Annotated in this window: 23 protein-coding genes; 2 read left to right on the forward strand and 21 right to left on the reverse strand. The window is 63.9% G+C overall.

What is annotated here, in order from left to right; all coding sequences use genetic code 11:
• Positions 1 to 1,152: PDC sensor domain-containing protein (locus tag PNI01S_RS22270; RefSeq protein WP_218191858.1), on the reverse strand; the 1,152-nt coding region annotated here is incomplete at its 3' end.
• A gap of 292 nt (positions 1,153 to 1,444) precedes the next feature.
• Here PNI01S_RS22270 and PNI01S_RS22275 point away from each other — a divergent pair.
• Entirely contained in the window at positions 1,445 to 2,764 is a 1,320-nt protein-coding gene (locus PNI01S_RS22275; protein WP_084359182.1) for a Na+/H+ antiporter family protein, read from the forward strand.
• 106 nt (positions 2,765 to 2,870) lie between these two features.
• Entirely contained in the window at positions 2,871 to 3,938 is a 1,068-nt protein-coding gene (locus tag PNI01S_RS22280) for an AI-2E family transporter (protein ID WP_024765118.1), read from the forward strand.
• Between the two features lie 152 nt (positions 3,939 to 4,090).
• Here the strand turns inward: PNI01S_RS22280 and nuoN are convergent, their stop codons facing one another.
• From nuoN to purB, 20 genes are all read right to left on the reverse strand, one after another.
• Positions 4,091 to 5,554, reverse strand: coding sequence for an NADH-quinone oxidoreductase subunit NuoN (gene nuoN, locus PNI01S_RS22285; protein ID WP_024765119.1), 1,464 nt, complete (start codon positions 5,552 to 5,554; stop codon positions 4,091 to 4,093).
• Between the two features lie 7 nt (positions 5,555 to 5,561).
• Positions 5,562 to 7,091 (reverse strand): NADH-quinone oxidoreductase subunit M, encoded by a 1,530-nt coding sequence (nuoM, locus tag PNI01S_RS22290; RefSeq protein ID WP_037012466.1) that lies wholly within the window; start codon positions 7,089 to 7,091, stop codon positions 5,562 to 5,564.
• 28 nt (positions 7,092 to 7,119) lie between these two features.
• A complete protein-coding gene (gene nuoL, locus PNI01S_RS22295; protein ID WP_054909447.1) occupies positions 7,120 to 8,967 on the reverse strand; it encodes an NADH-quinone oxidoreductase subunit L in 1,848 nt (615 codons plus the stop codon).
• Positions 8,964 to 9,272 (reverse strand): NADH-quinone oxidoreductase subunit NuoK, encoded by a 309-nt coding sequence (gene nuoK / locus PNI01S_RS22300; protein ID WP_024765121.1) that lies wholly within the window; start codon positions 9,270 to 9,272, stop codon positions 8,964 to 8,966. The genes nuoL and nuoK overlap by 4 nt, the downstream gene beginning before the upstream one ends.
• Positions 9,273 to 9,276: 4 nt before the next feature.
• Positions 9,277 to 9,777: an NADH-quinone oxidoreductase subunit J gene (gene nuoJ / locus PNI01S_RS22305; protein ID WP_024765122.1), complete on the reverse strand. Its 501-nt coding sequence runs from the start codon at positions 9,775 to 9,777 to the stop codon at positions 9,277 to 9,279.
• An 11-nt stretch (positions 9,778 to 9,788) separates the two neighbouring features.
• Entirely contained in the window at positions 9,789 to 10,337 is a 549-nt protein-coding gene (gene nuoI, locus PNI01S_RS22310) for an NADH-quinone oxidoreductase subunit NuoI (RefSeq protein ID WP_024765123.1), read from the reverse strand.
• Between the two features lie 11 nt (positions 10,338 to 10,348).
• On the reverse strand, positions 10,349 to 11,338 hold the full coding sequence (gene nuoH, locus PNI01S_RS22315; protein WP_084359184.1) for an NADH-quinone oxidoreductase subunit NuoH: 990 nt from the start codon (positions 11,336 to 11,338) through the stop codon (positions 10,349 to 10,351).
• Positions 11,335 to 14,049: an NADH-quinone oxidoreductase subunit NuoG gene (nuoG, locus tag PNI01S_RS22320; RefSeq protein WP_084359186.1), complete on the reverse strand. Its 2,715-nt coding sequence runs from the start codon at positions 14,047 to 14,049 to the stop codon at positions 11,335 to 11,337. The genes nuoH and nuoG overlap by 4 nt, the downstream gene beginning before the upstream one ends.
• Before the next feature lie 128 nt (positions 14,050 to 14,177).
• The gene (gene nuoF, locus PNI01S_RS22325; RefSeq protein WP_084359188.1) at positions 14,178 to 15,527 is read right to left on the reverse strand and encodes an NADH-quinone oxidoreductase subunit NuoF; all 1,350 of its coding nucleotides are present in this window, start codon (positions 15,525 to 15,527) and stop codon (positions 14,178 to 14,180) included.
• Positions 15,524 to 16,024, reverse strand: coding sequence for an NADH-quinone oxidoreductase subunit NuoE (gene nuoE, locus PNI01S_RS22330; RefSeq protein ID WP_169887231.1), 501 nt, complete (start codon positions 16,022 to 16,024; stop codon positions 15,524 to 15,526). The genes nuoF and nuoE overlap by 4 nt, the downstream gene beginning before the upstream one ends.
• Positions 16,021 to 17,802, reverse strand: a complete 1,782-nt coding sequence (nuoC, locus tag PNI01S_RS22335) for an NADH-quinone oxidoreductase subunit C/D (RefSeq protein ID WP_084359190.1) — start codon at positions 17,800 to 17,802, stop codon at positions 16,021 to 16,023. Before nuoC ends, nuoE begins: the two co-directional genes overlap by 4 nt.
• A gap of 59 nt (positions 17,803 to 17,861) precedes the next feature.
• Positions 17,862 to 18,539, reverse strand: coding sequence for a NuoB/complex I 20 kDa subunit family protein (locus PNI01S_RS22340; protein ID WP_084359192.1), 678 nt, complete (start codon positions 18,537 to 18,539; stop codon positions 17,862 to 17,864).
• A gap of 10 nt (positions 18,540 to 18,549) precedes the next feature.
• Positions 18,550 to 18,963, reverse strand: coding sequence for an NADH-quinone oxidoreductase subunit A (gene ndhC, locus PNI01S_RS22345; protein WP_015477476.1), 414 nt, complete (start codon positions 18,961 to 18,963; stop codon positions 18,550 to 18,552).
• A gap of 441 nt (positions 18,964 to 19,404) precedes the next feature.
• Entirely contained in the window at positions 19,405 to 19,896 is a 492-nt protein-coding gene (locus tag PNI01S_RS22350) for a DUF4442 domain-containing protein (RefSeq protein WP_024765129.1), read from the reverse strand.
• Between the two features lie 171 nt (positions 19,897 to 20,067).
• Positions 20,068 to 21,663, reverse strand: coding sequence for an isocitrate lyase (locus PNI01S_RS22355; protein WP_024765130.1), 1,596 nt, complete (start codon positions 21,661 to 21,663; stop codon positions 20,068 to 20,070).
• 510 nt (positions 21,664 to 22,173) lie between these two features.
• Positions 22,174 to 22,965 carry a secretin N-terminal domain-containing protein gene (locus PNI01S_RS22360; protein ID WP_083196162.1) on the reverse strand — a complete coding sequence of 264 codons (792 nt, stop codon included), beginning with the start codon at positions 22,963 to 22,965 and terminating at the stop codon, positions 22,174 to 22,176.
• 20 nt (positions 22,966 to 22,985) lie between these two features.
• Entirely contained in the window at positions 22,986 to 23,612 is a 627-nt protein-coding gene (locus tag PNI01S_RS22365) for a DUF7931 domain-containing protein (RefSeq protein ID WP_065085191.1), read from the reverse strand.
• Between the two features lie 38 nt (positions 23,613 to 23,650).
• The gene (locus PNI01S_RS22370; RefSeq protein WP_017517103.1) at positions 23,651 to 24,079 is read right to left on the reverse strand and encodes a GNAT family N-acetyltransferase; all 429 of its coding nucleotides are present in this window, start codon (positions 24,077 to 24,079) and stop codon (positions 23,651 to 23,653) included.
• On the reverse strand, positions 24,072 to 25,247 hold the full coding sequence (locus PNI01S_RS22375) for a ribosomal protein uL16 3-hydroxylase (RefSeq protein WP_037012450.1): 1,176 nt from the start codon (positions 25,245 to 25,247) through the stop codon (positions 24,072 to 24,074). The genes PNI01S_RS22370 and PNI01S_RS22375 overlap by 8 nt, the downstream gene beginning before the upstream one ends.
• A 60-nt stretch (positions 25,248 to 25,307) precedes the next feature.
• Positions 25,308 to 26,678 (reverse strand): adenylosuccinate lyase, encoded by a 1,371-nt coding sequence (gene purB / locus PNI01S_RS22380; protein ID WP_084359195.1) that lies wholly within the window; start codon positions 26,676 to 26,678, stop codon positions 25,308 to 25,310.
• Positions 26,679 to 26,699 lie beyond the last annotated feature (21 nt).

The following is a 26,699-nucleotide window of genomic DNA, read 5'->3' on the forward strand; positions in this document are numbered from 1 at the left end:
ACCGCGGGCGGTGAGCCACATAGCGAACAGGCCGATCAGCACGGCGATCAGGCCGAAGCCCAGCTGCGAGACGGTGCCTTGCACACGCTGGTTATCCAACTCGTTCTGCAGTTCGATGGCCGGGCCCAGCAGGACGTTCTGGGGGACTTCCAGCAGTACGCCCCAGGGTTTGGAGCCGGGAATCGGCTGCAACGGCTCGACTACGCGCAACTGGTCGTCGTGGCGGAACACCTGCTCATGGTTGGCGGCGATGGCTTGCAACAGGTCGGCGCCCTGGTTGGGGTAGACCTCCTTGAGGTTCTTGCTCAGCTTCGAGGCATCCGCGCTGTGACCGGCGAGCAGGCCGGCCGCGCTGACGATGCTGACGCGGCCCTGGCCATCATAGAGTTCCCGGCTGCCTTCTAAGGCGATTTCCTGCAGCTTCTCCATGCTGATATCCAGGCCCATGACGCCGATGACCTTGCCGTCCAGTTCCAGGGGGAAGGCGATACTGGTCATGAGCATCTTCTTCTTGCCCACTTCATCGAAGTAGGGGTCGAGCACGCAAGGTCGGCCGGTGGTCTTGGGACAGGTGAACCAGGCGTTGTAGGCGCTGCCACTCGGGCCGGGGCTGGTGTCGTTGAGCAGCGATTCGGCCATGGCCTCGGACTCGAGGTGACCCGGCGTGGCCTGGGACCAGTAGATGGAGAAGCGACCGGCATCATTGCTGCCCAGTTCGCCCTGGCCGGCGAACAGCTTGTCCTTGCCATCCAGCGCGTCGGGTTCGAAGGCGACGTAGAGGCCGAGCAGTTCCGGGTTGCCTTCCAGCGCGGTCTTCACCTGGCGGGTCAGGTCCTCGCGCAGGTCGTAGGCGTCGAGGAAGCGCTTCTGCGCCTGGTCACGCAGGAACAGCACCTGCCGTGAGAAACCCTTGCCATATTGATAGGCGTCCATGATGTAGCGCTGGATGCGCATGGCCTGGACTTCACCGCGCGATTGCAGGCGGGCCTTGGCTGCTTCGTCGAGCATCTGCGTGCTCGATTGCTTGACCAGCGCGGTGCTGTGCTGGGTGCGGTAAACGGACAGCCCGGACAGCAGCGAGACGACGCCGAGCAGGCAGAGCCCGGCAAGCAAGGTGATCTTCCACTGGATGGAAAGACGGCGCAGAAGCATGGAGGGGAATCCTTGTTTGAACTAAGCCTCGGGATGCCAGCTATATCGGCCTTTCCCGCATCTTCTTGACCCGCGACGGGGTGAAACGCCAGAAAACAGGCGATTCTGGCGTGCCTGGCCGACGGGCGGCGAAAAGCCAGGCAAGAAGCGTGCTCGTCTGCGTGAAAGTCCTGCCAGGCTAACTCGGAAACGTCTTGATTCGACTCAAGTTTTGACACCCCGGCGAGCGTTTGGCAGAGTGCGCGCCTTTTGCCCGCGCCCTGGCGCGGCGAGCCCTGGAAGGAGTGCTGGAATGAATGCGGTGTTGATCGCCATTGGCCTGATGCTGGTGTTGAGCCTGTGTCGCGTGCATGTGGTGGTCGCGCTGATCGCCGGTGCAGTGGCAGGTGGTCTGCTCGGCGGCCTGGGCATGGACGGCACGCTCAAGGCGTTCAACGAGGGCCTGGGTGCCGGTGCGACGGTGGCGCTGTCCTACGCCATGCTCGGCGCCTTCGCCGTGGCCATCGCGCGCTCCGGAATGGCGCACGCCCTGGCCGATCGCGCCCTGGCGATGCTCGGCCGGCACGAGGCGAACGGTTCCACTGCCTTCAAGTGGATGATGATTGCCCTGCTGCTGGTGGTGGCGATCGCCTCGCAGAACATCCTGCCGATCCACATCGCCTTCATTCCGCTGCTGGTGCCGCCACTGCTCTACGTCCTGACGCGCCTGCAGATCGACCGCCGGCTGATCGCCTGCGTCATCACCTTCGGCCTGATCACGCCCTACATGTTCCTGCCGGTGGGTTTCGGCAACATCTTCCTGAACCAGATCTTGCTGGCCAACGTGGCGCGCGCGGGCGTCGACGTGCAGGGCATCAACGTCACCCACGCCATGCTGATCCCGGCGCTGGGCATGGTCTGCGGGCTGCTGATCGCGGTGTGCTTCAGCTACCGGCGCAAGCGTGATTACGATCTGCAGCCCATCGAACAGGCTGAGCGGGTCGATACGCCCTACAGCAAGATGAGCCTCGCCGTGGCCGGCGTCGCAGTCGCTGCAGCCTTCGCCGTGCAGCTGCTGCTGGACTCGATGATCCTCGGGGCGCTGGTCGGTTTCCTGGTGTTCTCGCTGTCCGGCGTGGTGCGCTGGAAGGAGGCGGACGACCTGTTCACCGAAGGCATGAAGATGATGGCCATGATCGGTTTCATCATGATCGCCGCCCAGGGCTTCGCCGCCGTGATGACGGCCACCGGGCAGGTCGCCAGCCTGGTGGACAGCGCCGCGGGCTGGATTGGCAGCAGCAAGGCGCTGGGCGCCTTCATGATGCTGCTGGTGGGGTTGTTGGTGACCATGGGCATCGGCTCGTCGTTCTCTACGGTGCCGATCATCGCGGCGATCTTCGTGCCGCTGGCGGTGCACCTGGGCTTCAGCCCGCTGGCCATCGTCAGCATCGTCGGTACCGCAGGAGCGCTGGGTGACGCGGGCTCGCCAGCATCGGACTCCACCCTTGGCCCGACCTCCGGCCTGAACGTGGACGGCCAGCACAACCACATCTGGGACACCGTGGTGCCGACCTTCCTGCATTACAACCTGCCGCTGCTGGCGTTCGGCTGGGTGGCCGCCATGGTGCTCTGAAAGACCGGGAGCACGGCCCTGGCGCGCGGCAATCGCGCGCTTAAAGTTGCACTTGGCGGGTCAACTGCTGACTAATGAGCAGGTTTATCCATCCATGGACCCGCTCATGTTCGAATCGAAACTGGAATACCGGACGTTCCTCGCCCTGCTGCTGGTGGTGACACTCGCCTTCGGCTGGATCCTGCTGCCGTTCTACGGGGCCGTCTTCTGGGGCACCATTCTGGCGATCATCTTTGCCCCGTTGCAGCGCCGCCTGCGGCTGAAACTCAACGGACGCAACAACCTCGCCGCGCTGATTTCCCTCGGCGTGTGCTTCCTCATCGTGATCCTGCCGGTGACCTTCATTGCCGGTGCGCTGGTGCAGGAGGGGGCGATGGTTTACCAGCGGTTGAAGTCGGGGGATCTGAACTTCATCACCTATTACCAGCAGGCGGTTGCCGCGCTGCCTGGCTGGGCGCACCAGCTGCTGGAGCGTTTCGACCTGGCGGACCTGTCCAGCCTGCAGGAGAAACTCTCCGCGGGCGCGATGCAGGCGAGCCAACTGGTGGCGACCAAGGCGTTCAGCATTGGCCAGAACACCTTCGAGTTCGTCATCAGCTTCGGCATCATGCTTTACCTACTGTTCTTCCTGCTGCGCGACGGGCCTGCGCTGGGGCGGCGGATCAAGCAGGCGATGCCGCTGAGCGCGGAGCACAAGCAGCACCTGTTCACCAAGTTCACCACGGTGATCCGCGCCACGGTGAAGGGCAACATCGCCGTTGCCGCGACCCAGGGCGCATTGGGCGGCCTGATCTTCTGGTTCCTCGGTATCCAGGGCTCGCTGCTCTGGGGCACGCTGATGGCCTTCCTCTCGCTGCTGCCAGCCATCGGCGCGGGGCTGATCTGGGTGCCGGTGGCCGCCTACTTCCTGCTCACCGGGGCGATCTGGCAAGGCGTGGTGCTGACGCTGTTCTGCGTGGTGGTGATTGGTCTGGTGGACAACATCCTGCGCCCCATCCTGGTCGGCAAGGACACCAAGATGCCCGACTATGTAGTGCTGATCTCCACCCTCGGTGGCATGTCGCTGTTCGGCCTCAACGGCTTCGTCATCGGCCCGCTGATCGCGGCGCTGTTCATGGCGTCGTGGGACCTGTTCACCGGCCGTGAAGGTGAAGTGACCAAGGGCGCGGAGTAGGGCGCCAGAACTGTAGGAGCGAGCTTGCTCGCGAACCCGGCTTCGCAGCGGAGGGTATTTGCGAGCAACCTCGCTCCTACAAAAAGGCACCGCGCATGAATTGCGCCCAATAAAAAACCCCGCCGAAGCGGGGTTTTTCATGCCTGTCGATCTCAGCCGGCGATGGCTACCAGGCCGCTGTGCTGGAGGATATCCAGCAGCGGTTGCGGGTAGACGCCGAGGAAGAAGGCGAGCAGGGCGATGGCCACCAGCATGATGCCGCCGGCGCGCTGGGCCCAGTCCAGGGGCGCGTCGTGGCGCTTCATGTTGGGCTCGACCAGGAACATGGTCACCATTACGCGCAAGTAGTAGAACAGGCCGATGGCGCTGCCCAGTACCAGCGAGCCGACCAGCCACCAGTGCTGCGACTCGACGCCGGTGGCGACGATGTAGAACTTGCCGATGAAGCCGGCGGTCAGCGGGATGCCGGCCAGGGACAGCATCATCACGGTCATCACCGCGGTCAGCACCGGGCGGCGCCAGAACAGGCCGCGGTACTCGAACAGCGCGTCGGCGTCGCGGCCGCTGTACGGGGTGGACATCAGGGTGACCACGCCGAAGGCGCCCAGGGTGGTGACGACGTAGGTGGTCAGGTACACGCCAACCGCTTCCACGGCCAGGCCCTTGCTCGCCACCAGGGCGATCAGCAGGTAGCCGAAGTGGGCGATGGACGAGTAGCCGAGCAGGCGCTTGATGTTGCTCTGGGTCAGTGCCAGCAGGTTGCCGATCAGGATCGAGGCAATCGCGATGACCGCGATGGCGTCATGCAGCAGGCCGTTGTTCAGGGCCGCCGGAGCGATCTGGAACAGGCGCAGCAGCACGGCGAACACGGCGACCTTGCTGGCCGTGGCGAGGAAGGTCGCTACCGGAGCCGGGGCGCCTTCGTAGACGTCCGGGGTCCACAGGTGGAACGGTGCGAGCGACAGCTTGAAGCCCAGGCCGACGACCATCATGCCGACGCCGATGGACAGCAGCGGGCCATGGCTGGTGCCCTCGGCCAGCGACGCACCGATACCGGCGAAGCTCAGGCTGCCGGACTCGGCATAGAGCAGGGCCATGCCGAACAGCAGGAAAGCCGAGCCGGCGGCGGACAGTACGGTGTACTTGATGCCCGCTTCGAGGGTGCGCTTGTTGAAGAAGGCGTAGGCCACCATGCCGTAGACCGGCACCGACAGCAGCTCCAGGCCGATGAACAGACCGGCCAGGTTCTGCGCGCTGACCAGCACCAGGCCGCCCGCGGTGGACAGCAGCAGGAGCAGGTAGAGCTCTTCGCGGTTACCTGGGAAGCTCTCCATGTACGCATGGGCGAGCGTGGTGCAGGCGAGGGCGGCGACCAGGATCAGCGCCATGTAGAAGCAGGCGAAGTTGTCCACCAGCATCAGCGGGGTGACTTCGATCGGGGTGACTTTCAGCACCGGGAAGATCGACAGCAACGCCAGGTTCAGACCGATCACCGAGAGGGTGGCGGTCATCGAGTGGTTACGCTTCCAGGCCACGGCGAGCATCACCACCACCAGGGTGGCGCTGGTGATGAGCAGTGGCAGGAGCGCGATGAAGTGTTGAATCGTGAAGGTCATGTCGCGCTCACCGTACTGCCAGGGTGGAAAGGGCGGCACCCAGCCACTGCTGGACGCCGTGCATGGTGGCCGCGGAGGTGTCGAGAACCGGCTGCGGGTAAACGCCGAGCAGGATCAGCAACACCGCCAGGCCGAGCACCATGGAGAGTTCGCGGAAGTTCAGGCCGGCAATGGCGGTGTCGGACTTGGACGGGCCGAAGTACGCGCGGTGGATCATGATCAGCGAGTAGACCGAGCCGAACACCAGGCCGAAGGTGGCGATCACGGTGATCACCGGAACCACCTTGAAGCTGCCCAGCAGGATCAGGAATTCGCCGACGAAGTTGCCGGTACCCGGCAGACCCAGCGAGGCAGTGGCGAAGAACAGCGCCACGGCCGGCAGGTACGGGATGCGCGACCACAGGCCGCCCATCTTGCGCATGTCACGGGTGTGCAGGCGCTCGTACAACTGGCCGCACAGGATGAACAGCGCGGCAGCGGAGAGGCCGTGGGCGATCATCTGCACCACGACACCCTGCAGCGCCTGGGGGCTGCCGGAGTAGATGCCGATCATCACGAAGCCCATGTGCGACACGGAGGAGTAGGCCACCAGACGCTTGATGTCGGTCTGCGCGAACGACAGGAAGGCGCCATAGAAGATGCCGATCAGACCCAGGGTCATGGCGATCGGGGCGAACTCGGCCGAGGCGTTGGGGAACAGCGGCAGGGCAAAGCGGATCAGGCCGTAGGCGGCGGTCTTCAGCAGGATGCCGGCCAGGTCCACGGAACCGGCGGTCGGTGCCTGGGCGTGGGCGTCCGGCAGCCAGGAGTGCACCGGCACGACCGGCATCTTCACCGCGAAGGCGACGAAGAAGCCGAGCATCAGGATCCACTCGGTGTGCGGCGGCAGCTGGGTTTTCAGCAGGTCGGCGTAGTTGAAGGTCAGCACGCCGGTGCTGTTGTAGTGCACGAACACCAGGCCGAGGATCGCCACCAGCATCACCAGGCCGCTGGCCTGGGTGAAGATGAAGAACTTGGTGGCGGCGTAGATGCGGGTCTTCTTGCCGTCGTCCGAACTATGACCCCAGAGCGCGATGAGGAAGTACATCGGCACCAGCATCATTTCCCAGAAGAAGAAGAACAGGAACAGGTCGACGGCGAGGAACACGCCGATCACGCCGCCCAGGATCCACAGCAGGTTCAGGTGGAAGAAGCCGATGCGGCGCTGGATCTCGTTCCACGAGCAGAGAACGGACAGCACGCCGAGCAGGCCGGTCAGTGCGACCATCAGCAGGGACAGGCCGTCCATTGCCAGGTGCACGCTGATGCCGAAGCGCTCGATCCAGGGTACCTGGAACTGCAGGGTCCATTGCGGCTCGCCACCCGGCGCCGGGGCCAGCTGGAAGTCACCGGTGTGCCACACCCACAGGCTCAGGGCCAGGGTGAGGACCATCGATCCCAGGGCGACCCAGCGAGGCAGGGTCTTGCTGGTGTACTCGGCGATCCAGCAAAGGAAGCCGCCGATGAAGGGGATCAGGATTAGCCAGGGCAGAATCATGTCGGGCTCAATCTCTTTCGTGAATTCATTAAGCCAGCAGCAGCGCGCCGAGGAGCAGCGCGGCGCCACCCACCAGGGAAGCGGCGTACCAACGCAGGCGGCCGTTCTCGGTGAGGCTGAGGAGTTTGTTGCCACCGCGGGCGGTGAGCGGGACCAGGACCAGGGTCTTGTCGATCGGGTCAGCGGCCAGCAGGCGGCAGATCAGCAGGTAGGGTTTCACGAACAGCTTGTCGTACAGCCAGTCGAAGCCCCAGGCGTGGTACCACCAGGTGCCGAAGAAGCGGCCCGGTGCGCTCTGGGCGACGGCGCTGACGAAGCGGCGCTTGCCGAGGAACAGCAGGCCCGCCAGCAGGATACCGGCAATGGCGATGGCGCCCGAGGCGATTTCCAGGCTGTGCTTGGCTTCACCACCGGCGTGACCGGCGCTTTCCGGCAGGACACCGGCCAGCGGCGGAGTGATCAGCGCGCCGATGAAGGTGGAGAGCACGATCAGGACACCCAGCGGCAGCCAGTGGCTGATGCCATGGCCAGCGTGCGCTTCGGTCTTCGCTTCGCCGTGGAAGGCGATGAAGATCAGGCGGAAGGTGTACAGCGAAGTCATGAACGCGCCGACGAGCCCTGCGATCAGCAGGTTCTGGTGGCCGCTGGCGAAGGCTTCCCAGAGGATCTCGTCCTTGGAGTAGAAGCCGGCGGTCAGGAAGGGCAGGGCGGACAGTGCCGCACCACCGACCACGAAGCTCGCGTAGGCCAGCGGCAGCTTCTTCCACAGGCCACCCATCTTGAAGATGTTCTGCTCGTGGTGGCAAGCAACGATCACCGCACCGGAGGCAAGGAACAGCAGGGCCTTGAAGAAGGCGTGGGTCATCAGGTGGAAGATCGCGCCACCCCAGGCACCCACGCCCAGGGCCAGGAACATGTAGCCGATCTGGCTCATGGTCGAGTAGGCGAGGATGCGCTTGATGTCGGTCTGCACCAGCGCGGCGAAGCCGGCCAGGACCAGGGTCACGGCGCCGATGATGCCGACCAGTTCCAGGACGTTCGGAGCCAGCTCGAACAGGCCGTGGCAGCGGGCGATCAGGTAGACGCCCGCGGTCACCATGGTGGCGGCGTGGATCAGCGCGGAGACTGGCGTCGGGCCGGCCATCGCGTCGGCCAGCCAGGTCTGCAGCGGCAGCTGGGCCGACTTGCCGACGGCGCCGCCGAGCAGCATCAGCGTGGCCAGGTTGATCCACAGATCGCCCTTGGCGAAGTGCTGCGGAGCCAGGACCAGCAGTTCCTGGATGTTCAGCGTGCCCAGGTGCTGGAACAGGATGAACATGCCGATGGCGAAGAACACGTCACCCACCCGGGTCACGATGAAGGCCTTCAGCGCTGCGTTGCCGTTCGGCACGTGGTTGTAATAGAAACCGATCAGCAGGTAGGAGCAGAGGCCCACGCCTTCCCAGCCGAAGTACATGAACAGCAGGTTATCGCCCAGCACCAGGAACAGCATGCTGGCGATGAACAGGTTGGTGTACGCGAAGAAACGCGAGTAACCGGTTTCACCGCGCATGTACCAGGAGGCGAACAGGTGGATCAGGAAGCCGACGCCGGTGACCACGCCGAGCATGGTCACCGACAGGCCGTCCAGGTACAGGGTGAAGTTGGTCTTGAAGTCACCAACGCTCATCCATTGCCACAGCACCAGGCTGTAGGCGCCACCTTCGGGCGGGTTGCTGTGGAAGCTCCAGATCGCCCAGAAGGCGGAGAGGGCGGCGAGCCCCACGGAGCCGACACCGACCAGAGCCGAGAGATTTTCCGACCACTTGCCACGGGAGAACGAGAGCAGCAGGAAGCCGACCAGGGGGAACAGGAAAGTAAGGGGCAGCAGGTTCATCCGCGCATCTCGCTGGCAGCGTCGATATCGAGGGTATGGAAGCGGCGATACAGCTGGAGCAGGATCGCCAGGCCGATGCTGGCCTCGGCCGCAGCCAGGCTGAGCACCAGGATGAACATCACCTGGCCGTCGGGCTGCGCCCAGCGGCTACCGGCGACCACGAAGGCCAGCGCGGCGGCGTTCATCATCACTTCCAGGCTCATCAGTACGAACAGGATGTTGCGTCGCACCATCAGGCCCACCAGGCCGAAGCAGAACAGCACACCGGCGAGCGCCAGTCCGTGTTCGAGAGGAATTGTATTCATGGTGTTAGTCCTTCGCTTCGTGGCGGCCGAGGTGGTAGGCGGCGACCAGTGCCGCCAGCAGCAGCATCGAGGCCAGTTCGACGACCAGCAGGTACGGGCCGAACAGGCTGATGCCTACGGCCTTGGCGTCCACGGTGGTGTGACCGATGCCGGCACCGCTCGGGGTGCGCGAGAGCATCCACAGCAGTTCGACCAGCAGGACTGCGGCCAGCGCGCCCGGGCCGATCCAGACGCCAGGCTTGAGCCACTTGCGCTCCTGCTCGGCGATAGCCGGGCCGAGGTTGAGCATCATCACCACGAAGACGAACAGCACCATGATCGCGCCGGCATAGACGATGATTTCCAGGGCGCCGGCGAACGGGGCGCCGAGGCTGAAGAAGGTCATCGAAATGGCCAGCAGCGAGATCACGAGGTAAAGCAGGGCATGCACCGGGTTGCTGTTGGTGATGACCCGGAAGGTTGCCAGCACGGCGACGCCGGCGGCGAAGTAGAAAGCGAATTCCACGCGACGTCTCCTTACGGCAGCAGGCTCTTGACGTTGATCGGTTCGGCTTCATTCTGCGCGGCGCCTTTCGGCTTGCCGGCGATGGCCATGCCGGCAACGCGGTAGAAGTTGTAGTCCGGGTTCTTGCCGGGGCCGGAGATCAGCAGGTCTTCCTTCTCGTAGACCAGGTCCTGGCGCTTGAACTCGCCCATCTCGAAATCCGGCGTCAGCTGGATCGCGGTGGTCGGGCAGGCTTCTTCGCACAGGCCGCAGAAGATGCAGCGGGAGAAGTTGATGCGGAAGAACTCGGGGTACCAGCGACCGTCGTCGGTCTCGGCCTTCTGCAGGGAGATGCAGCCGACCGGGCAGGCCACAGCGCACAGGTTGCACGCTACGCAGCGCTCCTCGCCATCGGGGTCGCGGGTGAGGACGATGCGGCCGCGGTAGCGCGGCGGCAGGTATACCGCTTCTTCCGGGTATTGCAGGGTGTCACGCTTGCGGAAGGCATGGCCGAAGATCATCACCAGGCTGCGAAGCTGGGTGTAGGTGCCATGCACGACTTCGAAAATGTATTTGATCATTGTCTTGCTCCTTACTGGGTCGCCAGCACGACAGCGCCGGTCACCAGCAGGTTGATCAGAGTCAGCGGGAGGCAGAACTTCCAGCTGAAGGCCATCACCTGGTCATAGCGCGGGCGCGGAATGGATGCGCGCAGCAGGATGAACATCATGATGAAGAAGCCGGTTTTCAGGGCGAACCAGATGAACGGGATCTGCGGCAGGACGCCGAAGGGCCCGTGCCAGCCGCCGAAGAACAGGGTCGCCAGCAGCGCGGACACCAGCACGATGCCGATGTACTCGCCGACGAAGAACATGCCCCATTTCATGCCGGCGTACTCGATGTGGTAACCGTCGGCCAGTTCCTGCTCGGCTTCGGGTTGGTCGAACGGGTGACGGTGAGTCACGGCGACGCCGGCGACGAAGAAGGTCATGAAACCGAAGAACTGCGGGATGATGAACCACATGTGCTCGGCCTGGTAATCGACTATGTCGCGCAGGCTGAACGAGCCGACCTGGGCCACGATGCCCATCAGCGACAGGGCCAGGAACACCTCGTAGGAGATGGTCTGGGCCGAGGCGCGCAGGCTGCCGAGGAGGGCGAACTTGTTGTTGCTCGACCAGCCGGCGAACAGCACCGCGTACACGGTCAGGCCAGCCATGGCGAAGAAGAACAGGATGCCGATGTTCAGGTCCGCCACACCCCAGGTGGGGGTGATCGGGATGACGACGAAGGCGACCAGCAGCGCACCCATGGCGATCATGGGGGCGAGGGTGAAGATCATCTTGTCGGCGAACGGCGGGGTCCAGTCTTCCTTGAAGAACATCTTCAGCATGTCGGCGCCGAGCTGGAAGGCACCGAAGGGGCCGACCCGGTTCGGACCGTAGCGGTCCTGCCAGAGGCCGAGCAGACGACGCTCGACCCAGCTCAGCAGCGCGCCGCAGACGACCACGGCGAGCAGGATGACGATGGCCTTGATGACCTCGATCAGGATGTCGACGACGGCGGGTGTCAGCCAGCTCATTGCGCAGCCTCCTGCAGACCTTCAGCGACGGCGCCGATGACACCGGCGGGAATGCCTTGCAGACCGATCGGCAGGGCGACCAGGCCGGCGCCGAGCCCTTCGCTCACGCGCAGCGGCAGGCGCAGTTCCTGGCCCTTGACGGTCAGGCGGATGATCGCGCCTTCGTTGACGCCCAGACGGTCAGCCTCGGCCTTGGCCAGGGTGACGTAGGTCTGCGGGATGCGCTCCTGCACCGGGGCGGCCTTGGCGGAATTCTCCTCGCTGCCGAACAGGTGATAGAAGGGCACCACCTTGAACTGGCTGGCGGCGGTGTGGAATGGCGCAGGAATCTCGCTGAACCACAGGGCTTCGCCCTTGGCTTCGATCAGGCGTACGCCCGGATCGCCGGCGCGCAGGTGGCCGCCGACTTCGTCCTGGAACTTGTTCCAGGCCTGCGGGGAGTTCCAGCCCGGGGACCAGGCGAAGGGAATCTGCTGACGCGGTTCGGCGCTGCCGGCGTAGCCTTCCATGGAGAAGGCGAAGGCGGAGTCGATGTCCTGCGGCTGACGCGGCTCGCTGACATTGATGTTGGCGCGCATGGCGGTACGGCCGGAGTAGCGGTGCGGCTCGCGCGCCAGCTTCAGGCCCTTGATGCGGAACGCGGCGTTCGGCGCGGCTTCGCGGATGCCGGCCAGTTGCGGCTTGGCGGCGACGACGGCGTCGATCACGTGGTCCAGCTGAGTCCAGTCGACACGCTTGCCTTCGAGGGTGCTGTGCAGGGCGTGCAGCCAGCGCCAGCCTTCGCGGACCAGGTTGTCGGCGTTGTAGTAGGTCGGGTCAAAGACCTGGAAGAAACGCTGGGCGCGGCCTTCCTGGCTGACCAGGGTGCCATCGCCTTCGGCGAAGCTGGCGGCCGGCAGCAGGACGGTGGCCTTGGCGCTGGTGGCAGTCTGCTGGTGATCGGCGACGACGACGATCTTCGCAGCGGCCAGGGCAGCATCGACAGCGGCGGCGTCGGCGCGGCGGTACAGGTCGTTCTCCAGGATCACCACGGCATCGGCGGCGCCGGAGGTCAGCTGCTCGAGAGCGGCTTCCACGGAGTCACCGCCGAAGAGGGCCAGGCCCAGGCTGTTGGCTTCCGGAACCACCAGACTCAGGGAGCCATTCTTCTCGCGGTTCTTCAGCGCGCTGGCGATGTTGGCCGCGGCTTCGATCAGGGCGTTGCTGCCCAGCGAGGTGCCGGAGATGACCAGCGGACGCTTGGCGGCGACCAGGGCATCGGCGATGCGCTGGGCGAGGGCGGCGGCTTCGGCGTCGAGGCCGGCCACGGCCGGGGCGCTCGGGTCGATCGCGTGGGCCACGGCGAAGCCCAGGCGAGCCAGGTCTTCGGTGGCGGCGTGCACGCACTCGGCGGCAACGTCGTCCAGGCGGGTTTCATCCAGGCTGGCGATGAACAGCGGGTTCATCTCGTGCTGGGCGATGGTCTTCACCGCGGCGTCGAGCCATGGCTGGATCTTCATCGCGGCGGCCATGTCCTCGCCCTTGCCCTTCACCGACTGGCGCAGCGCCAGGGCGATACGGGCAGCGGTCTGGGTCAGGTCTTCGCCGAGCACGAATACCGCGTCGTGGTCTTCGATATCACGGATGGTCGGCACCGGCAGCGGGCCGTCCTGCATGACTTTCAGAACCAACTGCAGGCGTTGCAGTTCATCGGCGGAGATGCCGCTGTAGAAGTTCTGCGCGCCGACCAGTTCGGCCAGGGCGTAGTTGCTTTCCAGGCTGGCACGCGGCGAACCGATACCGATGACCTTGCGGCCCTTGAGCAGGGCAGCGGTCTGGTCGAGGGCGCCATCCAGCGAGAGCTTCTGCTTGCTCAGCATCAGCTGCGGCTGGCGTGGGCGGTCTTCGCGGTTGACGTAGCCGTAGCCGAAACGGCCGCGGTCGCAGAGGAAGTAGTGGTTCACCGAGCCGTTGTAGCGGTTCTCGATGCGGCGGATTTCACCGTAACGTTCGCCGGGGCTGATGTTGCAGCCGCTGGAGCAACCATGACAGATGCTCGGGGCGAATTGCATGTCCCACTTGCGGTTGTAGCGCTCGGAGTGGGTCTTGTCGGTGAACACGCCGGTCGGGCAGACCTCGGTCAGGTTGCCGGAGAATTCGCTCTCCAGTACACCGTCCTCGATCCGGCCGAAGTAGACGTTGTCGTGCGCGCCGTAGACGCCCAGGTCGGTGCCGCCAGCGTAGTCCTTGTAGTAACGGACGCAGCGGTAGCAGGCGATGCAGCGGTTCATCTCGTGGGCGATGAACGGGCCGAGCTCCTGGTTCTGGTGGGTGCGCTTGGTGAAGCGGTACCGGCGCTGGTTGTGGCCGGTCATCACCGTCATGTCCTGCAGGTGGCAGTGACCGCCTTCCTCGCAGACCGGGCAGTCGTGCGGGTGGTTGGTCATCAGCCATTCGACGACGCTGGCGCGGAACTGCTTGGCCTCTTCGTCCTCGATGGAAATCCAGGTGTTGTCGGTGGCGGGAGTCATGCAGGACATGACGAGGCGACCGCGTTTGTCGTTCTCATCGGTGTACTGCTTGACCGCGCACTGGCGGCATGCGCCGACGCTTCCGAGCGCCGGGTGCCAGCAGAAGTAGGGGATGTCGAGACCGAGGGAGAGGCAGGCCTGCAACAGGTTGTCCGCTCCGTCGACTTCTAACGTCTTGCCGTCTACGTGGATCGTGGCCATGGGTCTAAGTCTTCGTTGGCCCGTTGTCAGCGGGCGTGGCTAATAGAAATCACGGTTTCATCGGGCCGGCGGCACACCGCGGCACTGCAACGAAACAACGCCGGGCGCAGCGCCCGGCGATCAAAGCATCAAGCGCCGACGGTCCGCGGTGCTTGTACGGCCTGAGCCTGGCGGGAAATGCCCGCTTCGAACTCGGGACGGAAATACTTCAGTGCGCTGCCCAGCGGCTCGACGGCACCCGGTGCGTGGGCACAGAAGGTCTTGCCGGGGCCGAGGAAGTTGACGAGCTGCTCGAGGGTTTCCAGGTCGCCCTGGGCGCCTTCGCCTTTCTCCAGTGCGCGCAGCACCTTCACGCTCCACGGCAGGCCGTCGCGGCACGGCGTGCACCAGCCGCAGGATTCGCGGGCGAAGAACTCTTCCATGTTGCGCAGCAGGGACACCATGTTGACGCTGTCGTCCACCGCCATGGCCAGACCGGTACCCATACGGGTGCCAACCTTGGCGACGCCGCCGGCGTAGAACAGCGCGTCCAGGTGTTCCGGCAGGAGGAAGCCGGTACCGGCGCCGCCCGGCTGCCAGGCCTTGAGCTTGTAGCCATCGCGCATGCCGCCGGCGTAGTCCTCGAACAGCTCGCGGGCCGGAAGGCCAAAGGGCAGTTCCCAGATGCCGGGGTTCTTCACCTTGCCGGAGAAGCCCATGAGCTTGGTGCCCATGTCTTCGCTGCCCGGACGGGCGAGGCCCTTGTACCAGTCGACGCCGTGCTCGACGATCGCCGGCACGTTGCACAGGGTCTCGACGTTGTTCACGCAGGTCGGCTTGCCCCAGACGCCAACGGCGGCGGGGAAGGGCGGCTTGGAGCGCGGGTTGGCGCGGCGGCCTTCCAGCGAGTTGATCAGCGCGGTCTCTTCGCCACAGATGTAGCGGCCGGCGCCGGTGTGGACGAACAGCTCGAAATCGAAACCGCTGCCGAGGATGTTCTTGCCCAAGAGGCCGGCGGCCTTGGCTTCCTCGATGGCGCGGTTCAGGTTACGGGCCGCGTCGACGTACTCGCCGCGCAGGAAGATGTAGCCGCGGTAGGCCTTGAGGGCGCGCGCGGAGATCAGCATGCCTTCCACCAGCAGGTGCGGCAGCTGCTCCATGAGCATGCGGTCTTTCCAGGTGTTGGGTTCCATCTCGTCCGCGTTGCACAGCAGGTAGCGGATGTTGAGGGATTCATCCTTGGGCATCAGGCCCCACTTCACGCCGGTGGGGAAGCCCGCACCGCCGCGGCCTTTCAGGCCGGAGTCCTTGACGGTCTGGACGATGTCGTCGGTGGCCATCTCGGCCAGCGCCTTGCGCGCGGCGGCATAGCCATTCTTCGACTGGTACTCCTCCAGCCAGACCGGGGCGCCGTCGTCACGCAGGCGCCAGGTCAGCGGATGGGTTTCGGCCGCGCGCGCGGTGCGATTGGGCGTGCCGTAGGAGGTGAGGCGACTCATGCGTAGGCCTCCAGCAGTTTGGCGACGCCGTCGGGACGCAGGTCGCCGAAGGTGTCGTCGTCGATCATCATCGCCGGGGCCTTGTCGCAGTTGCCCAGGCAGCACACCGGCAGCAGGGTGAAGCGGCCGTCGGCGGTGGTCTGGCCGAGGCCGATGCCCAGCTGCTTCTGGATTTCGCCAACGACGGACTCGTGGCCGCCGATGTAGCAGACCATGCTGTCGCAGACGCGGATGATGTGGCGGCCGACCGGCTGGCGGAAGATCTGGCTATAGAAGGTAGCGACGCCTTCGACGTCGCTGTCCGGGATGCCGAGGATGTCGGCGATGGCCGGAATGGCGCCGTCCGGCACCCAGCCGCGCTGCTTCTGGACGATCTTCAGGGCTTCGATGGACGCCGCGCGGGAGTCCTCGTAGTGATGCATCTCGTGCTCGATGGCCGAGCGCTCGGTTTCGCTGAGTTCGAAACGATCAGTCTGGATAAGGGTACTCATGATCAGCGGTCCACGTCGGCCATAACGAAGTCGATACTGCCCAGATAGGCGATCAGGTCAGCGATCATGCTGCCGTTGATCACCGACGGAATCTGCTGCAGGTGCGCGAAGCTGGGCGTCCGGATGCGGGTCCGGTAGCTCATGGTGCTGCCATCGCTCGTCAGGTAGTAGCTGTTGATGCCCTTGGTCGCTTCCACCATCTGGAAGGCTTCGTTGGCCGGCATGACCGGGCCCCAGGAAACCTGCAGGAAGTGGGTGATCAGGGTCTCGATGTGCTGCAGCGTGCGCTCTTTGGGCGGCGGCGTGGTCAGCGGGTGGTCGGCTTTGTACGGGCCTTCGGGCATGTTCTTCAGGCACTGCTCGATGATGCGCAGGCTCTGGCGCATCTCGCCCATCTTGACCATGCAGCGGTCGTAGGCGTCACCGTTGGCCGCCAGCGGCACTTCGAACTCGAAGTTCTCGTAGCCGGAGTAGGGGCGGGCCTTGCGCAGGTCGAAATCGCAGCCGGTGGCGCGCAGGCCGGCGCCGGTGGTGCCCCATTCCAACGCTTCCTTGGTGTTGTACTGGGCAACGCCGATGGTACGGCCACGCAGGATGCTGTTCTTCAGGGCGGCGGTTTCGTACTCGTCCAGGCGCTTGGGCATCCAGTCGAGGAATTCGCGGACCAGTTTGTCCCAGCCGCGCGGCAGGTCGTGGGCGACGCCGCCGATGCGGTACCAGGCCGGGTGCAGGCGGAAGCCGGTGATGGCTTCGACGACCTTGTAGGCGCGCTGGCGGTCGGTGAAGGTGAAGAACACCGGGGTCATCGCACCCACGTCCTGGATGTAGGTACCCAGATAGAGGAGGTGGTTCAGGATGCGGAAGAACTCCGACATCATGATGCGGATGACGTCGACGCGCTGCGGCACCTTGATGCCGGCGAGCTTCTCGACCGAGAGCACGTACGGCAGGTTGTTCATCACGCCGCCGAGGTAGTCGATACGGTCGGTGTACGGAATGAAGCTGTGCCAGGACTGGCGCTCGGCCATCTTCTCGGCGCCACGGTGGTGGTAGCCGATCTCCGGAACGCAATCGAGGATCTCTTCACCATCCAGTTGCAGGATGATGCGGAACGCACCGTGCGCGGACGGGTGGTTCGGGCCGAGGTTGAGGAACATGAAGTCCTCGTTCTCGCCGTGACGCTTCATGCCCCAGTCTTCGGGCTTGAAGCGCAGGGCTTCCTGCTCGAGGTCCTGCTTGGCGGCGGACAGCGCGTAGGGATCGAACTCGGTGGCGCGCGCCGGGTAGTCCTTGCGCAGCGGGTGACCTTCCCAGGTCGGCGGCATCAGCATGCGGGTCAGGTGCGGGTGACCGGTGAAGGTGATCCCGTACATGTCCCAGACCTCACGCTCGTACCAGTTGGCGTTCGGCCAGATACGGGTGGCGGTGGGCAGGTTCAGGTCGCCTTCGGACAAGGCCACCTTGATCATCACGTCACTGTTACGCTCGAGCGACATCAGGTGGTAGAACACGCTGAAATCGGCGCCCGGCAGGCCGCGACGGTGGGTGCGCAGGCGCTCGTCCACACCGTGCAGGTCATAGAGCATGACGTACGGCTTGGGCACATTGCGCAGGAAGGTGAGGACGTCGATCAGGCGCTCACGGGCGACCCAGAGCACCGGCATGCCGGTGCGGGTGGCCTGGACGGTGAAGGCCTCGGCGCCAAAGCGGGAATTCAGTTCGACGACGATGTCTTGGTCGTCTGCCTTGTAAGGCGGGATGTACAGAGCGGAGTCTGCATTCATAGTCTTTAAGTCACTCGGTCAACGGTGGAGTGAAAACGGGCCTCTCGTGGAGGGCCGGATCACACTTCGTCGGGGCTGCGCAGGTTGGTGACCGCAATGCGCTGTTCGCGCTTGAGATCCTTCTGGGCAGGCATGTCAGCGCGATAGACGCCTTGATCGCCTACAACCCAGGACAACGGACGACGCTCCTGGCCGATGGATTCCTGCAGCAGCATCAGGCCTTCCAGGAACGCCTCCGGACGGGGCGGGCAGCCGGGGATGTACACGTCCACGGGGAGGAACTTGTCGACCCCCTGAACGACCGAGTAGATGTCGTACATGCCGCCGGAGTTGGCGCACGACCCCATCGAGATCACCCACTTGGGTTCCAGCATCTGCTCGTACAGGCGCTGGATGACCGGAGCCATCTTGATGAAGCAGGTGCCGGCGATGACCATGAAGTCAGCCTGGCGCGGCGATGCACGGATCACTTCGGCGCCGAAACGGGCGATGTCGTGCGGCGCGGTGAACGCCGTGGTCATCTCCACGTAGCAGCAGGACAGCCCGAAGTTGTACGGCCACAGGGAGTTCTTGCGACCCCAGTTCACCGCACCGTTGAGAACATCCTCGAGCTTGCCCATGAAGATGTTCTTGTGGACCTGCCCTTCGATGAGCGGGTCTTCTACCGTTTCGCGCTGGCCGATCGGGTATTGATCATTGGGCGCATCCGGATCGATCCGGGTAAGTTTGTATTGCATCGCCAAAGCCTCATTGTTTTAGCTTCGCCTGCCGTGCGCGGCGTGCCGCCGGCGCCCAATCGAGCGCGCCGATACGCCACAGGTAGACAAGACCTGCCAACAGAATTGCTATGAAAATGGTTGCCTCGATCAGACCGGCCCAGCCGCTTTCACGGACGGACACTGACCAGGCGAAAAGGAAGAGGGCTTCGACGTCGAAGATCACGAAGAGCATCGCGACCAGATAGAATTTTGCCGACAGACGCAGGCGGGCGCTGCCGGTGGGGACGATGCCGGATTCGAACGGCTCGTTCTTGCTGCGACCAAATGCCTTACTGCCAAGCAGGCTGGAAACCCCTAGCATGAAGCCGAGCAGGCCCAGCACTCCTAAAAGGAAGGCGGCGAGTCCCCAGTGTTGAGCTGCAAGTTCAGCTGGATTGGGCATGCCGATACTCCTTCCTACAAATAACGATTGTCTTGGGTTCCAGGCGCAACGCCTGACTACTGCGAACCCGACAACTCAAGGATAGTGAGCTAAGGGTTCAGGTCATCTTTCCAATTTTATGCCCAAAGCCTTCAGCAAGTAAATTTTTCCAACACAAACAGATGCTTCTAATTCGGGCAAAAGCCTTTTGCATTTCCCGTAGCGCCCTGTTTGCGGGGCTCTGGGCGCTTAGTGTGGCGGCACTTGGGCTTTGGTCGAATAGTACTTTCGAGGTATTTGGCCGCAATAAATTGCCAATCCGCAAATGATAAGTATTATCATTTGCTGTGTCGTATATCCGTAACTTTACTACATATAAGCGGCGACGCTTTTATTTCGCTCAATCTTCGGCATTCAATTATCCCCCTGCAATTCCCCTGGGCGCCCCTCATTCGGGGTGGTTCAATTTCCCTTCCGAACCCACGCCCAGTGCATCTCGCAGCGCACCGGCTCTGCACCGGAGTCGTCCAGGAGCGTCACCTGGATCAGTGCTTCCCCCTTGTCTTGCTCCAGCATTGCACGACGCTGCTCAGGAGCCAGTGTGGCGATAGCGCGCAGGCTGCCACGGGCTCGGCGCAGGTAATCCACCTTGAGGGTCTTGATCAGCGGCAGCTTGTGATCGGGCAGATTCATGCCGACCAGGCAGCCGCTGGCGGATTCGGCCAGTAGCGCCATGGCCGCAGCATGTACGCCGCCGATGTGGTTGCGGGCGCGGCGGTGGTTGGCCAGGCTCATCCGTACCTCATCGCTGGAGAGCTTCTGGATGCGTATGCCCGCGGTGCCGGCGAAGCGTACCTGGGAGCAGAACAGGCGACTGAGCAGCGATTCGTGAAGTTGGTGCGGCAGGCGCTGGATGAGATGAGCGGCGAGTGCGAGGCGGTTGCGCTGGGGCATGGATGTTTCCATTCATACAAAGGAAGCCCGAGGCTGGCACGTGGATGCCGATCTGCCCTTGGCGGGCAGGAAGTGGGGGCTGGCGGTTCGGCCAAGCGTAAAAAGCAAAACCCCGGCCTGGGCCGGGGTTTTGCGGTGCCTCCCGGCCCCGAAGGGCCGGTGAGCCAGTTCTTAGTGGAACTGGTTCATGGTGTTGTCTTTACCCGAGGCTTTCAGAGCGGCTTCGCCAGCGAAGTACTCTTTGTGGTTGTCGCCGATGTCCGAGCCGGCCATGTTCTGGTGCTTGACGCAGGCGATGCCCTGACGCAGTTCCTGACGCTGAACGCCTTTCACGTAGGCCAGCATGCCCTGGTCGGCGAAGTAGCCTTTGGCCAGGTTGTCGGTCGACAGAGCGGCGGTGTGGTAGGTCGGCAGGGTGATCAGGTGGTGGAAGATGCCGGCGTGGGCGGAGCCATCGCGCTGGAAGGTGCGGATCTTCTCGTCAGCAACCTGGGCCAGCTCGGTCTCGTCGTACTCGACGCTCATCAGCTTGGCGCGGTCGTAGGCGGAAACGTCCTTGCCTTCGGCAACGAACGCGTCGAAGACCTGCTGGCGGAAGTTCAGGGTCCAGTTGAACGACGGGCTGTTGTTGTACACCAGCTTGGCGTTCGGGATGACTTGGCGGATGCGGTCAACCATGCCCTTGATCTGGCCAACGTGCGGCTTCTCGGTTTCGATCCACAGCAGGTCAGCGCCGTTCTGCAGCGAGGTGATGCAGTCGAGGACGCAGCGGTCTTCGCCGGTGCCCTTGCGGAACTGGAACAGGTTGGAAGCCAGGCGCTTCGGACGCAGCAGTTTGCCGCCGCGGTTGATCACCACGTCGCCGTTCTGCAGTTCGGCAGCGGAAACTTCTTCGCAATCCAGGAAGGAGTTGTACTGGTCGCCCAGGTCGCCCGGCTCTTTGGTCACGGCGATCTGCTTGGTCAGGCCGGCGCCCAGGGAGTCGGTACGGGCAACGATCACGCCGTCGTCAACACCCAGTTCGAGGAATGCGTAGCGAACAGCGTTGATCTTGGCGAGGAAGTCTTCGTGCGGAACGGTCACTTTGCCGTCCTGGTGGCCGCACTGCTTCTCGTCGGAAACCTGGTTCTCGATCTGGATGCAGCAGGCACCCGCTTCGATCATTTTCTTGGCCAGCAGGTAGGTGGCTTCCGGGTTGCCGAAGCCGGCGTCGATGTCGGCGATGATCGGTACGACGTGGGTTTCGTAGCCGTCGATCTGGGCCTGGATTTCGTCCTGCTTGGCTTTGTCGCCGGCGGCGCGGGCGCTGTCCAGGGCGGTGAAGAGCAGGTCCAGCTCACGGGCGTCAGCCTGGCGCAGGAAGGTGTACAGCTCTTCGATCAGGCCGGAGACGGCGGTTTTTTCGTGCATGGACTGGTCGGGCAGCGGGCCGAAGTCGGAACGCAGCGCGGCAACCATCCAGCCGGACAGGTAGAGGTAGCGCTTGTTGGTGGTCTTCAGGTGCTTCTTGATCGAGATCAGCTTCTGCTGACCGATGAAGCCGTGCCAGCAGCCCAGGGACTGGGTGTAGACGGAGTTGTCGGCGTCATACTCGGCCATGTCCTTGCGCATGATGGCCGCAGTGTACTTGGCGATGTCCAGACCAGTCTTGAAGCGGTTCTGAGCGCGCATACGGGCAACCGACTCGGGGTTGATAGCGCTCCAGCTGTTACCGGCTTTCTCTTTCAGAGCGGCAACGGCTTTGATGTCGTTTTGATATGCGGACATGGTCAATCCTTCAAAGTATATGTTTGGTTGAGCACCGACTTACCCACTCAAAACCTGTATCGAAACGGAATTGACTGCGGGTTGCTCGCCGCGGGAGGGCGAAGGGGCGACCGAAAGAAGGAATGACACTGGAGGAATGGGGTGGCGCGGCGTACAGACTCGTGACTGCAGCGGTGACATCCAGAATCGCTTGCCGGCTCGTGGCAGCCGTTGGGCGATGGTGGACGGCTGAATCCGTCACTTCGTGCTGTTGCTTAGGCTTGCTTCCCCGTCCCTCAGGACAACCTCTTGCCAGTCGCAACCTCGTCGATCCGCCTTGTGGGCTTAACAACACGGACCTGCATGGCGGATGGGCCACTGGCTTGGTCCGAAGGGCTTTGAGGCCCTCTGGTTAGCGGGAGCGAGGCCATCATGCCCTTTCAAACGAGCGTTCGTCAAACGTTTTGTAGTGTTTTTTTTGGGCTACTACACGAAGGTCTAACGAGGACCGGCAAGTCACCTACGGAAGGATTAGTCGAGCACTTCGACCTTTACCCGCAGGCTGCTGTCGCTGCGCCCCTGGGTGCTGTACTGGCGGGTATAGCCGCCCTGGGTGCTCTGGTTACTTTCGCTGACGCCGCCGATCTCGATCCACTGCCCGATTGGGCCGCTGACGCGGGTGTCGGCCGCGCTGGTGTTCATCGATCCCTGATAATTGCCGTTGAAGCGGTCGTTGCGGGTGCTCAGGGTAATGTGCACGAGGTTCCCGGAGAGGCTGGCTGTCACGTACATGCCCTGGTTGGCGTCGCGGTACTCGGTCTGGCTATAGACCTGGCCGTAGGGACCGACACCGGCGTTGGTCACCGGCTGGCTCTGGCCGATCTGGATGAAGGCGGGTGAGCCTTCGGTGGCCCGGACCTGCTGGGTGCCACCGCCGCGGCTGCTGGTGGAGCGGTTGATGATACGCACCTGGTCACGGCCGTTCACTTCGCCGCGGCCGGACTGGATCTCCACATTGCCGGCGCTGACCGATCCGTTCACCGAGTAGCCGCTCTGGCTGCCCTGGCTGCCGTCGACCGTGTCGAGGCTGATCAGCAGTTGGTGCGGGCGGGTATCCAGCTGTTCGAGCACCTGCTGCAGTTCGCGAATCTTCGCCAGTTCGGCATTCACGACCAGTTGGTTGCCGTAGGCGGTGACCCGGCCTTCGTTGCCCAATACCTGCTGTGCCACCGGCAGCACGTCTTCGGCGGTGCGGTAGTTGAGCGGGATGATTTCGGTGCGCGGCGCCGCGATGGCGCTAAGGCTGAAGGCGCAGGCAAGCATCAGGGCAAGTGGGCGTAGGCTCAAATCAGGAAACTCCGCAGGTTCGGGTCGAGGACGCTGGTGTTCCAGGTCTGTTCGAATTGCGCGATCAATTGGCGGACGCGACCGCTGTTGTTGTAGTGCGCGTAACCGGCGTACTCGCCTGGTTCCGGGCGCAGCAGCAGGCCGCAATTGTCGGCGAGGAGGAAGGCGTGCTCCTCGCTCGGGTAGTCGGGATTGATCCGGCGGATCTGGCAGTAGCTGGACAGGCGGCGGCTGAGGTTGAGCAGGCGATGGCCTTCCTTCACTGCGCGGGTGCTGTCGCGCACCAGGATCATCAGACGGTTGCGCGGATTGCCCAGCAGCAGTTGCGTGCACGCTTCCTGGATGCTGCTGTGGTGATACAGCCAGGGCTCCAGGTCAGGGGTGTAGAGATAGAGCGTGCGGCGCGCCTGCTGGATCAGCGCCAGGGCGTGGGCGCGGGCGGCATCCGGCTTGCTGAAGCGATGCAACTGATCGCCTTCGCCGAGGCGAAAGGGTGCCGGCTCCAGGGCGATGGGCGGCAGCGCTTCGCTGGGCGGGTTGTGGACGGCAAAACGCCCCGGTGACTGAAACTCGATGTCCGGCAACTCTACCGGGAGGTCGTCTTGGTCCGGGGCGTTTTCCATGTCGCTCCTTTACTTTCAGGCGCTTGCCTGGTTGGTGCTCACGCGCTCTCGCGCACCATGTCCACGTGGGGGAGGCCGGCGTCGAGGAATTCGCCGCTGGCTACCTGGAAGCCTAGCCGTTCGTAGAAGGGAATGGCGTAGACCTGTGCCGTCAGCAACTGGCGCTGCAGGCCCTGACTTTCCGCCTGTTCGATGGCGGCGCGCATCAGCAGGTCGCCGACCTTAAGTCCGCGCCAGTCCTTGAGGACCGACACCCGGCCGATATGCCCGTCCGGCAGGAGGCGGGCGGTACCGATGGCGTAGTCGCCTTCGAAGGCCAGGAAGTGCACGGCTTCGACATCCTCGGCGTCCCATTCGAGTTCCGGCGGGACCGATTGCTCGGCGATGAACACCGCCTCGCGAATGCGCCGCAGATCGGCATTATCCTTCTGCCAGTCCGCGACGCGAACCCTGATCTTGCTACTCATCGGCAAACTCCAGACTGCCCTGTTTGATCAGTTCTCCGATGAGCTTACGCCCATCGTCGTCGGCCAGCCATTGGCCGAGATTCCCTTCATGCAGCGATTCCGCCGAGCACACCAGCTTGAGCAGGTCGCGCAGTTTTTCCGGAAGCACCACGGTCTGGCCGCTGGCGAACAGCAGCAGGCCGACGTCCACTTCGCTCCAGGCCATGCGGGCGCTGGGGTTGCGAATCAGGACCTCGCCGTCTTCGATGGCGGCGGTCAGGTCGGCTTCCTCGATCTCCTCGCCGGCCACCAGTTCCGGGTAGCGCGGTTCGGTCATGAACTGGCCGAACCAGGTGAGCAGCAGGCGCTCGTCGCTCATGTGTTCCTGCAGCAGGTTCTTCAGGCGGTCGAGGGCGTCGCGCTGGATCTGGTGCTGGTCGAAATCACCTTTCATCGCGGCCATGCCGGCGTCGCTGTAACGCTCTTCGTCGGAAAGGAACTGGGCGAGGAAGTCGGTGAAGTGGGTCAGCACTTCGGCGGCGCTGGGGGCGCGGAAGCCGACCGAATAGGTCATGCAGTCGTCTTCGGCGATGCCGTAGTGGGCTATGCGCGGCGGCAGGTAGAGCATGTCGCCGGGCTCCAGGACCCACTCGGCGCTCTCTTCGAATTCGGCGAGGATGCGCAGGTCGGCGTGCGGCAGCATCGGGCTGCTGGCATCGCAGGTCTGGCCGACTTTCCAGCGGCGGTGGCCGTGGCCCTGCAGCAGGAACACGTCGTAATTGTCGAAGTGCGGGCCGACACCGCCGCCCGGTGCGGCGTAGCTGATCATCACGTCGTCGATGCGCCAGCTGGGCAGGAACTTGAAGTGTTCCAGCAGCTCCGCGACCTCCGGGATGAACTGGTCGACAGCCTGCACCAGCAGGGTCCAGTCGCGCTCGGGCATCTGGCTGAAGGTGTCTTCCTGGAACGGGCCGCGGCGCAGTTCCCAGGGGCTGTCGCCGTGCTCGACGACGATGCGCGACTCGATCATCTCTTCCAGGGCGAGGCCGGCCAGTTCGTCAGGGTCGAGCGGGCTCTTGAAATCCGGGATGGCCTGGCGCACCAGCAGGGGTTTCTTCTGCCAGTAGTCGCGGAGGAATTCTTCGGCGCTGATGCCGCCCAAAAGCTGAAGAGGAATAGCAGGATTCATGTCTAAGTCCTTGAAACAAAAACGCCCGGCACAGCCGGGCGTGCAAAGTCGGGGCGAATCTCAGATGCGCTTGGCCTGGGCGGCAGCGTTACCGATGTAGTTCGCGGGGGTCAGTTTCTTCAGCTCGGCCTTGGCTTCGGCCGGCATGTCGAGACCTTCGATGAAGACCTGCAGGGCCTCGGCGCTGATGCCTTTGCCGCGGGTCAGCTCCTTGAGCTTCTCGTAGGGGTTCTCGATGCCGTAGCGGCGCATGACGGTCTGCACCGGCTCGGCCAGGACTTCCCAGCAGGCGTCCAGGTCTTCGGCGATACGCGCGGCGTTTAGCTCCAGCTTGCCGATGCCTTTCAGGCTGGCTTCGTAGGCGATGACGCTGTGGGCGAAACCGACGCCCAGGTTGCGCAGCACGGTGGAGTCGGTGAGGTCGCGCTGCCAGCGGGAGATCGGCAGCTTGCTGGCCAGGTGCTGGAACAGCGCGTTGGCGATGCCCAGGTTGCCTTCGGAGTTCTCGAAATCGATCGGGTTGACCTTGTGCGGCATGGTCGAGGAGCCGATCTCGCCGGCGACGGTCTTCTGCTTGAAGTAGCCCAGGGAGATGTAGCCCCAGACGTCGCGGTCGAAGTCGATGAGGATGGTGTTGAAACGCGCGATGGCATCGAACAGCTCGGCGATGTAGTCGTGCGGCTCGATCTGGGTGGTGTAGGGGTTCCAGTTCAGGCCCAGGTCGCCCTCGATGAATTCGCGGGCGTTGGCTTCCCAGTCGACCTGCGGATAGGCGGACAGGTGGGCGTTGTAGTTGCCCACGGCGCCGTTGATCTTGCCCAGCAGCTCGACCGAAGCCACCTGCTTGATCTGGCGCTCCAAACGGTACACGACGTTGGCCAGTTCCTTGCCCAGGGTGGTCGGGGAGGCCGGCTGGCCGTGGGTGCGCGAGAGCATCGGCACGTCGGCGAATTTTACCGCCAGCTCACGGATGGAGTCGGCGATCTGGCGCATCAGCGGCAGCAGCACGGTGTCGCGGCCTTCGCGCAGCATCAGGGCGTGGGACAGGTTGTTGATGTCCTCGGAGGTGCAGGCGAAGTGGATGAACTCGCTGACCTTGGCCAGTTCCGGCAGTTTGGCCGCCTGCTCCTTGAGCAGGTATTCCACGGCCTTGACGTCGTGGTTGGTGGTGCGCTCGATGTCCTTGATGCGCTGTGCGTGCTCCAGCTGGAAGTCGTCGGCCAGTTGGTTCAGCACGGCGTTGGCTTCGGCGGAGAAGGGCGCTACTTCAGGGATGCCGGCATGGGCGGCGAGACGCTGCAACCAGCGGACCTCCACCAGGACGCGGAAACGGATCAGGCCGTATTCGCTGAAGATCGGACGCAGGGCGCTGGTTTTGCTGCCGTAACGGCCGTCAACGGGGGAAACCGCGGTAAGGGAGGAAAGCTGCATGGGGGCGTTCTCGTAGCTGTC

This window comes from Pseudomonas nitroreducens NBRC 12694 (assembly GCF_002091755.1).
GTDB classification, from domain to species: domain Bacteria; phylum Pseudomonadota; class Gammaproteobacteria; order Pseudomonadales; family Pseudomonadaceae; genus Pseudomonas; species Pseudomonas nitroreducens.

What these genes read in the sequence shown, in the direction of transcription:
- ndhC (WP_015477476.1), bottom strand. Translation starts at nt 18,963, where the DNA reads ATGCCCAATCCAGCTGAACTTGCAGCTCAACACTGGGGACTCGCCGCC.
- nuoH (WP_084359184.1), bottom strand. Translation starts at nt 11,338, where the DNA reads ATGAGCTGGCTGACACCCGCCGTCGTCGACATCCTGATCGAGGTCATC.
- nuoN (WP_024765119.1), bottom strand. Translation starts at nt 5,554, where the DNA reads ATGACCTTCACGATTCAACACTTCATCGCGCTCCTGCCACTGCTCATC.
- nuoG (WP_084359186.1), bottom strand. Translation starts at nt 14,049, where the DNA reads ATGGCCACGATCCACGTAGACGGCAAGACGTTAGAAGTCGACGGAGCG.
- nuoF (WP_084359188.1), bottom strand. Translation starts at nt 15,527, where the DNA reads ATGAGTCGCCTCACCTCCTACGGCACGCCCAATCGCACCGCGCGCGCG.
- nuoM (WP_037012466.1), bottom strand. Translation starts at nt 7,091, where the DNA reads ATGATTCTGCCCTGGCTAATCCTGATCCCCTTCATCGGCGGCTTCCTT.
- PNI01S_RS22355 (WP_024765130.1), bottom strand. Translation starts at nt 21,663, where the DNA reads ATGTCCGCATATCAAAACGACATCAAAGCCGTTGCCGCTCTGAAAGAG.
- PNI01S_RS22360 (WP_083196162.1), bottom strand. Translation starts at nt 22,965, where the DNA reads ATGCTTGCCTGCGCCTTCAGCCTTAGCGCCATCGCGGCGCCGCGCACC.
- purB (WP_084359195.1), bottom strand. Translation starts at nt 26,678, where the DNA reads ATGCAGCTTTCCTCCCTTACCGCGGTTTCCCCCGTTGACGGCCGTTAC.
- PNI01S_RS22275 (WP_084359182.1), top strand. Translation starts at nt 1,445, where the DNA reads ATGAATGCGGTGTTGATCGCCATTGGCCTGATGCTGGTGTTGAGCCTG.
- PNI01S_RS22375 (WP_037012450.1), bottom strand. Translation starts at nt 25,247, where the DNA reads ATGAATCCTGCTATTCCTCTTCAGCTTTTGGGCGGCATCAGCGCCGAA.
- PNI01S_RS22340 (WP_084359192.1), bottom strand. Translation starts at nt 18,539, where the DNA reads ATGCAATACAAACTTACCCGGATCGATCCGGATGCGCCCAATGATCAA.
- PNI01S_RS22280 (WP_024765118.1), top strand. Translation starts at nt 2,871, where the DNA reads ATGTTCGAATCGAAACTGGAATACCGGACGTTCCTCGCCCTGCTGCTG.
- PNI01S_RS22370 (WP_017517103.1), bottom strand. Translation starts at nt 24,079, where the DNA reads ATGAGTAGCAAGATCAGGGTTCGCGTCGCGGACTGGCAGAAGGATAAT.
- nuoL (WP_054909447.1), bottom strand. Translation starts at nt 8,967, where the DNA reads ATGAACCTGCTGCCCCTTACTTTCCTGTTCCCCCTGGTCGGCTTCCTG.
- nuoI (WP_024765123.1), bottom strand. Translation starts at nt 10,337, where the DNA reads ATGATCAAATACATTTTCGAAGTCGTGCATGGCACCTACACCCAGCTT.
- PNI01S_RS22350 (WP_024765129.1), bottom strand. Translation starts at nt 19,896, where the DNA reads ATGCCCCAGCGCAACCGCCTCGCACTCGCCGCTCATCTCATCCAGCGC.
- nuoK (WP_024765121.1), bottom strand. Translation starts at nt 9,272, where the DNA reads ATGAATACAATTCCTCTCGAACACGGACTGGCGCTCGCCGGTGTGCTG.
- nuoC (WP_084359190.1), bottom strand. Translation starts at nt 17,802, where the DNA reads ATGAATGCAGACTCCGCTCTGTACATCCCGCCTTACAAGGCAGACGAC.
- PNI01S_RS22365 (WP_065085191.1), bottom strand. Translation starts at nt 23,612, where the DNA reads ATGGAAAACGCCCCGGACCAAGACGACCTCCCGGTAGAGTTGCCGGAC.